General features: G+C 60.4%; 11 protein-coding genes and 4 tRNA genes. 12 read left to right on the forward strand and 3 right to left on the reverse strand.

The genetic code is table 11. The annotated features are described in order from the left end of the window. Positions 1-61: 61 nt before the first annotated feature. Complete coding sequence (locus tag KKQ10_RS24310; RefSeq protein WP_127650380.1) at positions 62-1612, reverse strand: MDR family MFS transporter; 1551 nt, start codon at positions 1610-1612, stop codon at positions 62-64. Then, positions 1602-2651 carry an HlyD family secretion protein gene (locus KKQ10_RS24315; RefSeq protein ID WP_215502491.1) on the reverse strand — a complete coding sequence of 350 codons (1050 nt, stop codon included), beginning with the start codon at positions 2649-2651 and terminating at the stop codon, positions 1602-1604. Before KKQ10_RS24315 ends, KKQ10_RS24310 begins: the two co-directional genes overlap by 11 nt. A gap of 228 nt (positions 2652-2879) precedes the next feature. Between KKQ10_RS24315 and gltX the strand changes: the two genes are divergently transcribed. From gltX to KKQ10_RS24375, 12 genes are all read left to right on the forward strand, one after another. Then, the gene (gene gltX, locus KKQ10_RS24320) at positions 2880-4361 is read left to right on the forward strand and encodes a glutamate--tRNA ligase (protein WP_215502492.1); all 1482 of its coding nucleotides are present in this window, start codon (positions 2880-2882) and stop codon (positions 4359-4361) included. Between the two features lie 259 nt (positions 4362-4620). Continuing rightward, a tRNA-Ala gene (locus KKQ10_RS24325) sits at positions 4621-4696 on the forward strand. Positions 4697-4775: 79 nt separating this feature from the next. After that, positions 4776-4851 (forward strand) — tRNA-Glu (locus KKQ10_RS24330). A gap of 53 nt (positions 4852-4904) precedes the next feature. Then, positions 4905-4980 (forward strand) — tRNA-Ala (locus KKQ10_RS24335). Positions 4981-5057: 77 nt separating this feature from the next. Continuing rightward, a tRNA-Glu gene (locus KKQ10_RS24340) sits at positions 5058-5133 on the forward strand. A gap of 181 nt (positions 5134-5314) precedes the next feature. Next, positions 5315-5854, forward strand: coding sequence for a TetR/AcrR family transcriptional regulator (locus KKQ10_RS24345; RefSeq protein ID WP_215502493.1), 540 nt, complete (start codon positions 5315-5317; stop codon positions 5852-5854). Between the two features lie 30 nt (positions 5855-5884). Further along, positions 5885-6718 (forward strand): alpha/beta fold hydrolase, encoded by an 834-nt coding sequence (locus KKQ10_RS24350; RefSeq protein ID WP_127650388.1) that lies wholly within the window; start codon positions 5885-5887, stop codon positions 6716-6718. Between the two features lie 48 nt (positions 6719-6766). Beyond that, positions 6767-7204, forward strand: a complete 438-nt coding sequence (locus KKQ10_RS24355) for an acyl-CoA thioesterase (protein WP_215502494.1) — start codon at positions 6767-6769, stop codon at positions 7202-7204. Positions 7205-7381: 177 nt separating this feature from the next. Further along, positions 7382-8341: a tRNA dihydrouridine synthase gene (locus KKQ10_RS24360; protein WP_215502495.1), complete on the forward strand. Its 960-nt coding sequence runs from the start codon at positions 7382-7384 to the stop codon at positions 8339-8341. Positions 8342-8463: 122 nt separating this feature from the next. Next, complete coding sequence (locus KKQ10_RS24365) at positions 8464-8910, forward strand: Hsp20 family protein (protein ID WP_127650394.1); 447 nt, start codon at positions 8464-8466, stop codon at positions 8908-8910. A 187-nt stretch (positions 8911-9097) separates the two neighbouring features. Continuing rightward, complete coding sequence (locus tag KKQ10_RS24370; protein WP_127650396.1) at positions 9098-9793, forward strand: DUF1266 domain-containing protein; 696 nt, start codon at positions 9098-9100, stop codon at positions 9791-9793. Continuing rightward, positions 9790-12462 carry a DUF805 domain-containing protein gene (locus KKQ10_RS24375; protein ID WP_215502496.1) on the forward strand — a complete coding sequence of 891 codons (2673 nt, stop codon included), beginning with the start codon at positions 9790-9792 and terminating at the stop codon, positions 12460-12462. Before KKQ10_RS24370 ends, KKQ10_RS24375 begins: the two co-directional genes overlap by 4 nt. On the opposite strand, the gene KKQ10_RS24380 is transcribed toward KKQ10_RS24375, so the two are convergent. Further along, positions 12459-14150 (reverse strand): molecular chaperone HscC, encoded by a 1692-nt coding sequence (locus tag KKQ10_RS24380; RefSeq protein WP_215502497.1) that lies wholly within the window; start codon positions 14148-14150, stop codon positions 12459-12461. The genes KKQ10_RS24375 and KKQ10_RS24380 overlap by 4 nt on opposite strands. Positions 14151-14194: the final 44 nt, after the last annotated feature.

Consider the following 14194-nt stretch of genomic DNA (forward strand, 5'->3'; position numbering starts at 1 on the left):
CAAAAGATCGTCCGCACGCGGCCCGAACCTTCGGCAGCTCCTACAGGGACTGATTTTCAAATCAATGGGCTTCCCCAGCCTTCAGCCCTTCCGGCAATTTCCTGGTCAACAAAATCGCCAGCATGCTGACCCCCAGCGCAATCCCGACAAAGTGAAACGCATCGTTGTAGGCCATGATCAGCGCTTGCTGATGCACGATCTCGCTCAACTTGCCCAGCGCCGCCGTATCGCTGCCAAACCTGTCGCTCATCGACGCCAGACGCTCGGCCACCTGCGGATTGGTCGGCACAACGGCTTCGCGCAAATAATCGAAGTAAGTCTTGGTCCGTGCATCCAGCAGCGTGGCGAGCAGGGCAATGCCGATCGCGCCGCCGAGGTTGCGCAGAATATTGAACAGGCTCGACGCCGACCCCGCGTCCTGCGGCAGGATGTACGCCGTGGCGATCAGTGAAATGGTCACCATGATCAGCGGCTGACCGAGGGCGCGGATGATCTGGATCTGATTGAACTGCGGCCCGGCGAAATCCGGGTTGAGCACCCCCGAAGAAAAACTCGCCAGCCCGAACAGTCCGAAACCCAGGGTGCACAGCCACTTTGGCGAAACGAACTTCATCAGCTTCGGCACCAGCGGAATCAGGAACAACTGCGGCACGCCCATCCACATGATCACTTCGCCGATCTGCAGGGCGTTGTAGTTCTGGATCTGCGCCAGGTACAGCGGCAGCAGATAAATCGAGCCATATAGCCCGACGCCCATGCCCAGGCTGGAGATGCTCGACAAGCCGAAGTTGCGATTGCGCAGAATGCCGAGGTTGATCAGCGGATTGGGTTTGGAAATTTGCACGATGACGAAGGTGATCAAACTCAGCAGGGCGATGCTGCCCAGGGTCACGATCAGGTTCGATTCGAGCCAGTCCTTGCGATGGCCTTCTTCGAGAAACACCTGCAGGCAACCGAGGCCGACACCGAGGGTGAGGATGCCGGTGTAGTCGGTGCTTTTCAGCAGTTCCCAGTGCGCTTCTTTCTTCTCCAGGCCATACATCAGCCCGGCGATCATGATCAGCCCCGGCGGGATGTTGATGTAGAAGATGTATTCCCAGCCCCAGTTTTCCGTGAGCCAGCCGCCGAGGGTCGGGCCGATGGAGGGGGCGAAGGTCGCGGTCATGGCGAACATTGCCATGCCTTTGGCGCGGTGGTGTTCCGGGAGTTTGATCAGGGTCAGGGTGAACGCCAGCGGGATCAGCGCGCCGCCGGTGAAGCCCTGCATGGCGCGAAACACGATCATGCTTTCCAGGCTCCAGGCCATCGAGCACAACAGCGAGGACACCAGAAAACCCAGCGACACCCACACCGCCAGCCGCCGCGCCGAGAGCAACTGCACCAGCCACGCGGTCAGCGGGATCATGATGATTTCCGCCACCAGGTACGAGGTGGAAATCCACGAGCCTTCTTCCAGCGTCGCCGACAGCGCGCCCTGAATGTCCTTGAGCGAAGAGTTGGTGATCTGGATGTCGAGCACTGCCATGAAGGCGCCGAGCATCACGCTCATCACTGCGATCCAGTCCCGCCGGGTGGGTTCGCCGGCGGGACGGATCAGTTGATCACCGGCCATTGTCCGGGGCGTCTTTGATGTTCACGGTGGCGGTGACCGACATGCCCGGGCGGATCTTGCCGTGCAGCGGGTTGTCGGCCTTGAACGTCAGCTTCACCGGAATCCGTTGCACGACTTTGGTGAAGTTGCCGGTGGCGTTGTCCGGCGGCAGCAGGCTGAACTGCGCACCGGAAGCGGCGAACAGGCTGTCGACCCGGGCTTCGATCGGTGTGTCGCTGTAGGCGTCGAAGGTCAGCTCGGCTTTTTGTCCGGGCTGCATGTGGCCGATCTGGGTTTCCTTGAAATTGGCCTGCACCCAGATGTCTTCGTCCGGGACGATCGACAGCAGATAGGCGCCGGCCTGCACCACCTGACCGTTGCGCGCGGCGCGTTGGCCGACCAGGCCGCTGATCGGCGCGTGAATCTCGCTGCGGGTCAGGTTGAGTTCGGCCTGAGCGAGGTCGGCGCGGGCGTTGGCGATCTGCGCGTCGAGGCGTTTGATCTCGGCGGTGAGTGCGTTGACTTGCTGACGCTGACTCTGCGCATCAGCCTGGGCCTTGGCCACTTGCGAACGGGCGATGTGGGTGTCGGCGGAGAGGGTGGTCACCCGTTCTTCGGAGACGTAACCGGGTTTGCGCAGGGTTTCGGCGCGCGACAAGTCGATCCGCGAGCGGCCGAGCGTGGCCTGGGTGGTTGCCACTTGTGCGTCACTGGCGGCGATCAGGCTGGCTTGCTGGGTCAATTTGCTCTGCGCCTGCAGGCGCTCGGCTTCGCGGGTGGCGAGGGCAGCATTGGCGCGATCGACGGCCAGACGAAAATCATTGGGTTCGAGGCGCACCAGCAACTGGCCTTTTTCCACGTGTTGATTGTCCTGCACCAGCACTTCGTCGATGCGCGCGCTCAATTGGCTCGACACACGGGTGATTTCGCCCTGGACATAGGCGTTGTCGGTGCTTTCATAAAAGCGTCCCTTGAAAAACCAATGGGCGAAGAAGCCTCCGGCAATCAACAGAACCAGCAGCAGGAAAATCAACAGGCGACGCTTGAGTTGGGCAGGCATGGGCAAACTGTAGTCGAGGAATTGTAAGGAAAGTTATCAGGAGGCGAATCTGGCACGAAGCCGATAAACGGTAAATGCCAACGGCTGATATTCGGCCATTCGTCACGCTGTATGGGCGTTCCAGCCGCAAACTTGGCTTAAATGCCCTGCCTGCTGGAGCGGGGCGGGTGTCGCCTGTTACCATTCGCCGCTTGATTGTTTTGCTTTTCATTCTTTTCGAGACATGCCATGACCACCGTCCGCACTCGCATCGCGCCATCGCCTACCGGGGACCCCCACGTAGGTACCGCTTACATCGCATTGTTCAACTACTGCTTTGCCAAGCAGCATGGCGGTGAGTTCATCCTGCGCATCGAAGACACTGACCAGTTGCGTTCGACCCGCGAGTCCGAACAGCAGATCTTCGACGCCCTGCGCTGGCTGGGTATCGACTGGAGCGAAGGCCCGGACGTCGGCGGCCCGCACGGCCCGTATCGCCAGAGCGAACGCGGCGATATCTATCAGAAGTACTGCCAGCAACTGGTCGACATGGGCCACGCATTCCCATGCTTCTGCACCGCAGAAGAGCTGGACCAGATGCGCGCCGAGCAAATGGCGCGCGGTGAAACTCCGCGCTACGACGGCCGCGCGCTGCTGCTGTCCAAGGAAGAAGTCGCCGCGCGTCTGGCCGCCGGCGAGCCGCACGTGATCCGCATGAAGGTGCCGACCGAAGGCGTGTGCGTGGTGCCGGACATGCTGCGTGGCGACGTCGAGATCCCGTGGGATCGCATGGACATGCAAGTGCTGATGAAGACCGACGGCCTGCCGACGTACTTCCTCGCCAACGTGGTCGACGACCACCTGATGGGCATCACCCACGTCCTGCGCGGCGAAGAATGGCTGCCATCGGCGCCGAAACTGATTCTGCTGTACGAGTACTTTGGCTGGGAACAACCGGAGCTGTGCTACATGCCGCTGCTGCGTAACCCGGACAAGAGCAAGCTGTCCAAGCGCAAGAACCCGACCTCGGTGACCTTCTACGAGCGCATGGGCTTCATGCCCGAAGCGATGCTCAACTACCTGGGCCGCATGGGCTGGTCGATGCCGGACGAGCGCGAGAAGTTCTCGCTGCAGGAAATGGTCGATAACTTCGATCTCAAACGTGTATCGCTCGGCGGGCCGATCTTCGACATCGAGAAACTGTCGTGGCTCAACGGCCAGTGGCTGCGCGATCTGCCGGTGGAAGAGTTCGCCGCGCGCGTGCAGAAGTGGGCGTTCAACGCCGAATACATGATGAAGATCGCGCCGCTGGTTCAGGGGCGCGTGGAAACCTTCAGCCAGGTTGCACCGCTGGGCGGCTTCTTCTTTGCCGGTGGCGTGAACCCGGACGCCAAGCTGTTCGAGTCGAAGAAGCTTTCTGGCGATCAGGTTCGCCAGTTGATGCAGTTGATCCTGTGGAAACTCGAAAGCCTGCGTCAGTGGGAGAAGGACACCATCACCGCAACGATTCAGGCGGTGGTCGAATCCCTCGAGCTGAAACTGCGTGACGCGATGCCGCTGATGTTTGCCGCGATCACTGGTCAGGCAAGCTCGGTGTCGGTGCTCGATGCGATGGAAATCCTCGGCCCCGACCTGACCCGTTTCCGTCTGCGCCAGGCGATTGACCTGCTGGGCGGCGTGTCGAAGAAAGAAAACAAAGAATGGGAAAAGCTGCTGGGCGCTATCGCCTAAACGCTTGGCTCCCTTTGTAGGAGCTGCCGAAGGCTGCGATCTTTTGATCTTGATCTTTAAACAGCAACGTCAAAAGATCGCAGCCTGCGGCAGCTCCTACAGGTCGGCGGTGCGCGTAAACCTCCCGGATTTTCGGGGGGAGGGCGGTAAGTGATTGTTATGCCGACAAAAAACTTTGAAATTTTTCAAAAATAAGTTTGACAGGCTTTCGATACGCCCTTAAGATTCGCCCCGTCCTCAGCGATGACATCAACGATGAGGGGCTATAGCTCAGCTGGGAGAGCGCTTGCATGGCATGCAAGAGGTCGACGGTTCGATCCCGTCTAGCTCCACCAATTTACACTTCGAAGCCTGGCCACACCGGCTCCGAAGCGATCAACACTCAGCGTTGATCGGTTGTATAGAAGGGTTTGCGTCCCCTTCGTCTAGTGGCCTAGGACACCGCCCTTTCACGGCGGTAACAGGGGTTCGAGTCCCCTAGGGGACGCCAGTTTTGCAGAAGTGATGTTGCAAGATGTCGCTCCGCCGCGAGGCGAAAAATCCGGGGCTATAGCTCAGCTGGGAGAGCGCCTGCATGGCATGCAGGAGGTCAGCGGTTCGATCCCGCTTAGCTCCACCAATTTACACTTCAAGGTCTGGCCACACCGACCTTGAAGCGATCAGCACTCAGCACTGATCAGTTGTAGAAGGGTTTGCGTCCCCTTCGTCTAGTGGCCTAGGACACCGCCCTTTCACGGCGGTAACAGGGGTTCGAGTCCCCTAGGGGACGCCACGATTACCCGCTCTGCGGGATTTATAAGGGTCATTCAATTATTGAATGGCCCTTTTGTTTGTCTGGCGTTTGGCCAAATCTCCTTTTTCCTTACACTGTGCTTCAGACCAGCGGTCATATCCTCGACTTGCAGAATATTATTATGCGAATAATATTCTAGTCGTAATATTCGGAGGCAACGATGAACGATAAAAAAGCTCAAACCCGCGAACGCATCCTCAAGGCTGCCAGCGCCGCGCTGATTCAACGCGGTCCGGCAGACCCGAGCGTGGGCGAAGTGATGGGCGCCGCCGGCCTGACCGTCGGTGGTTTCTATGCGCACTTCGAAAGCAAGGACGCGATGATGCTCGAGGCGTTCAAGCAACTGCTTGGCCGTCGACGCGACCTGATTGCCGATATGGACTCGCAGCTCACCGGTGAAGAGCGTCGCGCCCTGGTCGCTGCGTTCTACCTGTCGCGCAAGCACCGTGATTCCAGTGAGGCGGCGTGTCCGATTCCAGCCTCTATTGGCGAGCTGGGGCGCTTGCCGGAGTCGTTCCGAATCGCGCTGAACGAACACCTGGAACTGATGATTGCGCAGTTGGCGTCCAGCCCCGAGGACACCGACAAAGCGTTGGCCGATGTGGCGTTGATGGTGGGTGGTCTGGCGCTGGCAAGAGCGCTGGGCCCGGGCGATTTATCCGATCGATTGCTGCGCGCTGCCAAGTCGGCGGTGCGTTGACCTGAAGGCAATACGCCTGAGGAGAGAGCGATGAACACGTTGAAGTGGGTTCGCGGCGTTAATGGCACCTTGGGCTGGATTGCACCGAAACGAGTGGCGAGCAAAATGCGCTTGGCGTTCATGACGCCGCGCGCGCTGCCGTTGCGTGATTGGGAGTTGCCGCTGCTGGCGAGCTCCGAACGAATCACCCTGCGCTTCGGCCTGTCGGCGCTGCGCTGGGGGCAGGGACCTGCGGTGCTGTTGATGCACGGCTGGGAAGGGCGGCCCACCCAGTTTGCGGCGCTGATCACCGCGCTGGTCGAGGCAGGGTACACCGTCGTTGCGCTGGATGGTCCGGCTCACGGCCGCTCTCCGGGGCGTGAAGCCAACGTGGTGCTGTTCGCTCGCGCCATGCTTGAGGCCGCCGCCGAACTGCCGCCGTTGCAAGCCGTTATCGGCCACTCCATGGGTGGCGCCAGTGCCATGCTTGCGGTGCAGTTGGGCTTGCGCACCGAAACCCTCGTCAGCATCGCGGCTCCGGCACGGATTCTCGGCGTGCTACGTGGTTTCGCCCGTTACGTCGGCATGCCGCCGAGGGCGCGTTCCGCGTTCATTCGGCAGGTCGAGCAGGACGTCGGCATGCGCGCCGCGACCCTGGATGTCGCGCACTATCAACTGGATATGCCCGGCCTGATCGTACATGCCGAAGACGACACCTTCGTTTCGGTCAAGGAATCACAATTGATTCACGAGTCATGGTTCGACAGTCGCTTGTTGCGCCTGGAAAGCGGTGGCCACCAGCGCGTGCTGGCCGACCCTCGGGTGGTTGATGGCGTGTTATCACTGTTGGCGGGGCGCAGCCTTCAGGCACGGCAATCGGCCTGAGCATCCGTTACACTGCTCCGGTTGAAATAATCTGACCGGGAGTGGGGCATGGGCTGGGATCGGGCAACGCCGTTCACCATTGATCTGCAAGTAGGCGCCGAGGACATCGACGGGCTGGGCCACGCAAACAACGCGGTGTACGTGACCTGGCTCGAACGCTGTGCCTGGCGTCACTCGCAGCGGCTGGGGCTGGATCTGGTCGAGTACCGGCGCCTGGATCGGGCGATGGCGGTGGTGCGTCACGAAATCGATTACCTGGCGGCCGCCTACGAGGGCGATGAACTGCAGTTGGCGACCTGGATCGTCGATTGGGACCAGCGCCTGAAAATGACCCGGCATTTCCAACTGATTCGCCCCAGCGACAACGCCACCCTGTTGCGCGCCCAGACCACCTTCGTCTGCATCGAGCTGTCCAGCGGCAAGCCCAAGCGCATGCCGACGGAGTTCATCGAGGGTTACGGCCCGGCGATCCTGGCCTTAGCCTGACCCGATCCCTGTAGGAGCTGCCGGAGGCTGCGATCTTTTGACTTTGATTGTAAAAAAACAAGATCAAAAGATCGTCCGAACGCGGCCCGAACCTTCGGCAGCTCCTACAGGGTTCTGTGGTTTTTCTCGTAATCCAGTAAACTGCCGCACGTTTTTTCCTTGAGTAGTGTTTTCCCCATGCAAATTGCCCTGGCGCCCATGGAGGGGTTGGTCGACGACATCCTGCGCGACGTGCTGACCCGCGTTGGCGGCATCGACTGGTGCGTGACCGAATTCATTCGGGTCAACGATCAGTTGCTCACCCCGGCCTACTTCCACAAGTTCGGCCCGGAGCTGCTCAACGGTGCCCGCACCCGTTCCGGCGTGCCGCTGCGCGTGCAATTGCTGGGTTCCGATCCGGTGTGCCTGGCGGAAAACGCGGCGCTGGCCTGCGAGCTAGGCTCCGAAGTGATCGACCTGAACTTCGGCTGCCCGGCCAAGACCGTCAACAAGTCCCGGGGCGGGGCGGTGCTGCTCAAGGAGCCCGAGCTGCTCAACAGCATCGTCGAGCATGTGCGCCGTGCAGTGCCTGCGCACATTCCGGTCACCGCGAAGATGCGCCTGGGCTTCGACAGCCCGGACGGCTCGCTGGTCTGCGCGACTGCGCTGGCTGAGGGCGGCGCCGAACACATCGTGGTTCACGCCCGGACCAAGGTCGATGGCTACAAGCCGCCGGCGCACTGGGAGTGGATTCCGCGGGTGCAGGACGTGGTCAAGGTGCCGGTGTTCGCCAACGGCGACATCTGGAGCGTCGAGGACTGGCGGCGTTGCCGCGAAATCAGCGGCGTGGAAGACATCATGCTCGGACGCGGCCTGGTCTCGCGCCCCGATCTGGCTAAACAGATCGCTGCCGCGCGTGCCGGTGAAGACGTGGTCGAGATGACCTGGGCCGAGCTGTTGCCGCTGATTCAAGACTTCTGGCTGCAGGCCAAGGCGCAGATGACCGCACGGCAATCACCGGGTCGTTTAAAGCAATGGCTGGCGATGCTGACGCGCAACTATCCCGAAGCCACCGAGCTGTTTACCGTGCTGCGTCGCGAGACAGAACCGGACCAGGTCTCGCGTTTGCTGGGCCTGCCGGTCGCCGAAGCGGCGTGAAAAAAATCTGCAAATAATCTCTTGAAAACATTTCAGCGGTCCCTATCTAAGGGGTACGCGATGCCGAATTCGGGTCGCGGAGACACAAAAACTTGCTGATTTGTTTTCAGGAGATTTGAACCATGAGTACTGCTTTTTCCCTCGCGCCACTGTTCCGTTCCTCGGTGGGTTTCGACCGTTTCAACGACCTGTTCGAAACCGCCCTGCGCAACGAGCCAGGCAGCACCTACCCACCCTACAACGTGGAAAAACACGGTGACGATCAATACCGTATCGTCGTAGCGGCAGCCGGTTTCCAGGAAGAAGACCTGGAGCTGCAAGTCGAGAAGGGTGTGCTGACCATCAGTGGCGGCAAGCGTGATGCCAACGAAGGCGTGACCTTCCTGCATCAGGGCATTGCCCAGCGTGCTTTCAAGCTGTCCTTCCGTCTGGCCGATCACATCGAGATCAAGGCTGCGGATCTGAGCAACGGTCTGCTGAGCATCGACCTGCTGCGAGTGATCCCGGAAGAGGCGAAAGCCAAGCGCATCCCGATCAACGGGGCGCAGAAGCCGGCTCTGCAACACTGATTCACTTGCAGACACAAAATGTCTGAACAGGCGCTGAGCCGCTGAATGAAGGCCCCGATACGTCGGGGCCTTTTTTGTGCGTGCAAAGAAAGCGGACGCAACGTTTGCCGCTGCTGTTGCAGCTCTTTACAATCCGCGCCATCAAGGCCGGCACTCCCTAATCCCGCTGGCCCCGGAGCCTTTGTTCATGGACGAATTGGAACAGCGCTGGCTATATGCGCTTTCTGCGCCTTTGGTCGCCCTCAATCCCGACGCCGATTACACCGCACCCACCTATTGCTTTGATCTCAAACATGTCGATGTCGAAGGTGGTTGGGGCATTACGACGCGCCAGCAACTGTTGGACATGCTGAGTACTGCCGACACCGGCCACGCTACGCAGTTGAACGAAGCCTATCGGCAGTGGGAGCGGTGTTTGCCGTCCGAATGGCAAGCCTTGCTCGAAACACTCGACACCCGCCAGCGGGCTTTCTACGAATTGGCCAGTCGCACATTTGGCGAGTGCGGTTCCGGTGGCATCCGTGCCTGGGACATTGGCCGCATGGGTTTTCTGCTGCGTTCTGCGGTGCTGCACGGCTGGATAGATCTCACCGAAAGCCTTTGGCTGCACGGTCGCATGGCGGCACGCGCGCGGTACTACTACGACAGTTGGACGAGCTACCTGAATGGCTTTGTCGTTGGTAAAGCCTTCTGGCATTGCCTCGGCAACAAGGACGAAGAGCTGAATCACGAATATGACCGGCAAGGCGACTACATAGGCACCACCGTAGTCATCAGAAAGCTTGATCGTGACGCTCGCGCGCTGTTCGCAGAGTTGCCATGGGACATGCCCTTGCAGCTACCCGAACGGCCTGACTCGCTAGGGGAGTTCGACTGGTCATGAGTTGCTGGATTCGCTTGGGTATCGAGCCCACCAAAGACAACGACGCCATTCGCGGCGCCTATCGCGCGCGCTTGCCGCAACACCACCCGGAAACCGATCCTGAAGGTTTTCAGGCGCTGCGTGAAGCCTATGAGCTGGCTTTACGCTTTGCCCGTGAGGAAGCTGCCGAGCCGGATGAGCCGGCCGACGATGAGGCAAGTCCTGCCGATCAGACGATGGCGGACTTTGACGCATTGCTGCTTGATTCAACACGTCGGTTCCACCCAGCGGCCTGGCAGGCATTCAACCTTGAGCTGGATCGTCTGCCGCTGGAAGTGCTGGACGAAGTTTGTTGGCCATTGTTGCGCGAGTTGCTCGACGCCGGCCCGATTTCCCATGTCTGCGCCCGTTTGTTGGCCCAGCGCCTGGGCTGGGCAAGCCGCATGCTGGATCTGGACTTTGACAACGCCCGGCATGTCGACGGGTTTTTGCAGCGTATCGACGCGGCGGATCCGTTCGACACCTCGTTGATGAGCCATTGGCCCGTTGCCGCGCAGCTGGAAACACTCTGGTATGTGCGCACCCTGAATCACCTGCACCGAGAAGCTTCGCTGGATGACTACCGTTATTTCGCCAGCCTTCACACCTGTATACCGCTGCCTGCTGATGATGGCTTGTTGCAACGTCTGGCAATACAGTTCAGTCAGGCCGGCATCGCCAGTAAAGACTTTCTCGATATCGTCAGTGAGCAGCATCGGCTTGCGCCTCAAGATGTTGACTGGCTGTATCTGTTGGCATGTCAGCGCAGCGCGTTGGGAATGGAAGAGTTGGCACTGCAGGCGTGGGTACAGCTGTGGCGCGAACATCAGCATCCGAAAGCTGCGACCTGGCTGCTGGAGCTGTGCGCGCGTCACCAGCCTCAGCGCTTGCCCCTGCTGATTCAGGCGTTTGATCGTCTGGAGAACTTCCGCGACTGGTCCGATGATCTGAGCGATGTCACCCAGGAATACGGCAGTCCATCGCAGCGCCCGGAAACACTCGGGCGCTGGTTCCGGGCCAGGCAGCTCGACTTGCAAGGCATCGCCGATGCCTTCGTTGAGTGGCGCATCAGCGGTGACGAATTGCCGTTGCTGGCGTGGATGATCATTGACAGTGATGACCGTCCGCTGCAAACGCTCTACCAACACGCCTGGGCTTTGCACCGTGGTGATGTGCCATTGCTGCGACGCATCATGGAGGCGCCCGAGCCGTCGGATGTACTTGATCAACTGGTGCTGGAAGGCTTTCAGTATCAAGCCGATCAGCAGATTTGCTGGTTGACCCGGGCGCCGATCCCCCTGGCCCTGGAAGCGTTTCTGGCCAGCGACTCGCCATCGACGCTGCCACCGGAGCTGGAAAAGGGCGAACCGCAGGCGCTCAGCCTGCTGTGGATGCGCCGTTTGCGAGCTTACGACGCCCGATCGCTGGCGCGACTGGCCGAAGCGTTCAGTCTCGACAAACGAGACGAATGGCTTGAAATGCTTAAGTTGCAAGCGCAACTGGCGGCGCAAGGCATGCTGCTTCCGGCAATCGATAGCCATTGTGATGTCTGGGAATGGCATCGTCAGGCGATGTACCTGCTGGCCACGCTCGACGAGCCGACGCGTTGGTTGGCCGCGCAATCGGCACACTGCATCGACGCAATGAACATTGCGCGTGAACACCCCTTGGCACGTTTGCAGCCGCTGCTCTGTCGCTTGAATCGCGAACAGGGCAGCGCCAGTGGCCTGCTTGGCTGGCTGCAAGCGGCGGATCCCGTGCATTCGCTGCTCGCGCGCAAGTTGTTCAGTGTTCAAGAAGCGCTCGACAGCACTCGGCTGTTGAGCAATGACCGTTTGTTCGAGTGCATGCGCAGCGACATCGCTAGCTTCAACGAGGATTTGCTCGGGCGCATGCTCTTGGGCGGTGTCCTGTATCACGATCCGTTGCTCAATGCGCAACAGCGCAAATACCTGCTGGAAAGTATCACTGAGGTGGTCAACCCTCAGGACTGGTTCGACGGCTTCCGTCACAGTCTGATCAAGGGGGAGCCCGTTCATCCTCCGCGTGAGGCGGTGGCGGAGGAGGGTGTTGGCGACGCCTTTTACCTGGCGCTGGATGTGCTGAAGGATCTGGTGCGTTTTGGCAATCTGGGTGTACCGAGGCAGAAAACCCTGTTGCGCATGCAGCGGGCCAAAGATGACCCGGAAAATGGACTCGGTCTGCGCTTCGCATTCAGTGCGTTGCTGTCGTGGTCAGAGCGTTTGTTGCTGGCCAAGGCGGAAACTCGTCCAACCCCCGCCACTGCGTTCTGGCGTCTGGGTACCCGGCTGGGGCGCGGGGCGTTTATCTGGCAGGTGATTGGCGCGTTGTTGGTGACGCCTGTGGCGGCGTTGCTCAGCGGAACGCCTGTGTCGGGAATCATCGTGTTGCTGCTGGGTCTGGCGTTTCTGCTCGCTGCAGTCCTGCGCCGTTTGCATGACATGGGCAGGGGCATTCCGATGTTGCTGATTCTTGTGATGCTGTCACCGGTGCTGCCGTTCCTGCCGCTGATACTGTTCGGTTTTCCCGGGGAGAAGCTGCCCAATCGCTACGGCGTGCCACCGGACAGTGGTGGTGAAGATACGCTGTCCGGTGGTTTGCAAGCGACATTGCGGCGACTGATCGGCTAGAGGCGCAACTCATCCAGTACCTTGTTGAGTTGTGAGCGGTGGCCGGCGATTTCATCCGATCGCTGGCCGCCCAGTACCGTGGTGAAGCTCTCCAGCCAGCCGGCGATACGCTGGCGCTCTTCCCCCAGACTTTGCGTCCACGCACGTTCCAGTCGAGCCAGCAGGGTCCGGTTGGGAAGGGTGTCGCGGGGATGAATTTTCAGCGAACTCAAGCGTTCATGACTGGCTTGGCGCGATTGCGCGTCGAGCCCGGTCGGGCTGCGGTCGATGCTGTGGCTGTGGCGTTCGCCCGTCTCCAGCAGGGTGACGTCAACTTCGAGCAAACCGTTGATGTCATAACTGAACCGTACATCCAGCGCCTGGATATGATCGCTGGGCGTCAGCGTGACATCGAAGGCATCGATGAAAATGTTATCGCGCACCCACGGACGTTCGCCCTGATAGACCGCGATACGGATGACTTCCTGTCGGGGAGAGGTCGTATGGTAACGCTCCACCCTTGAGGTCGGGATGATGGTGTTGCGCTCGATGATGGGCGAGAAAGCCCCTTTGATGCCTTCGCCACGCATGGTCGAAATTCCCAGCGTGTACGGGCAGACATCGGTCAGGATCAGTTCTTCCACCGCCCCATCGCGCGCCTTGCACGCCGCTTGCGTCGCTGCCCCCAGCGCAACAATTGTATCCGGATCAAGATGCCGATACGGCAGGCGTCCGAACAGCGTAGCGACCATTTGCTGCACCGCCGGCATCCGCGTTGCACCACCCACCAGCACCAGGCTGTCGAGATCTCTTGGTTTCAGGCGCGCATCGCGCAGGGCCTGTTCGATGGGGGCGCGCAGGCGGGCGAGCAGTGGCTCCCAGATCTTCACGGCGGCGGCTTCGTCCAGCGACCATTCAAATGACCGGTCGGCATGACGCCAGCTCAGTTGTTGGGTGCCTTCACCGAGTTTGCACTTGAGCTGTTCCAGCGCATCGCAAAGGCTGGCCATGCTTTGCGCGTCGATCAACGATGGGGTCAGTTGCCAGTGTTTCAGGCAGGCCTGCAACAGCGCGGCAGTGAAGTCTTCGCCGCCGAGAAAGTTGTCACCGGTGGAGGCGTGAACTTCGATCAGCGGCAGTGCGTATTCCAGCACCGTGACGTCGAACGTACCGCCGCCCAGATCGAAGATCAGTGTGCGTTCGAATTTTTGCTCGTGCAGCCCGTAGGCCATCGCGGCAGCGGTCGGTTCGTTGATCAGGCGTGTCACCGAGAGGCCCGCCAGTTCGGCGGCAAACAGTGTGCGTTTGCGTTGCTCGTCGCTGAAATACGCCGGCACCGAAATCACCGCTTCAGAGACCGGGTGGCCGAGAAAGGCTTCGGCGTCCTGTTTGAGCGAGCCGAGCACCAGCGCCGACAACTCTTGCGGGCTGAAGTGGCGACTTGCGAGTTCGATCTGCCTGTCGCTGCCCATGAAGCGCTTGAACGCAGCCGCTGTGCGCTCGGGATGTGTGGTCAGGCGGGCGCGGGCGGCTTTGCCCACCAGAATCGTGTCGTCGTCATCGAGGCTGACCACTGACGGGGTCAGCACTTCGCCGAGGGCGTTGGGAATCAAGCGGGCCTGACCGTCCTGCCAGACGGCGATCAAGCTGTTGGTGGTGCCAAGGTCAATGCCCAGCAGGGCTGGGCGGGGAAGGGATGCATCCTGCATGATCGATCTCGAAACGGCGCAAAAAACGCGACCCTACAGGTTGT

It is taken from the genome of Pseudomonas sp. MG-9, assembly GCF_018729515.1.
Classification (GTDB): Bacteria; Pseudomonadota; Gammaproteobacteria; order Pseudomonadales; family Pseudomonadaceae; genus Aquipseudomonas; species Aquipseudomonas serboccidentalis.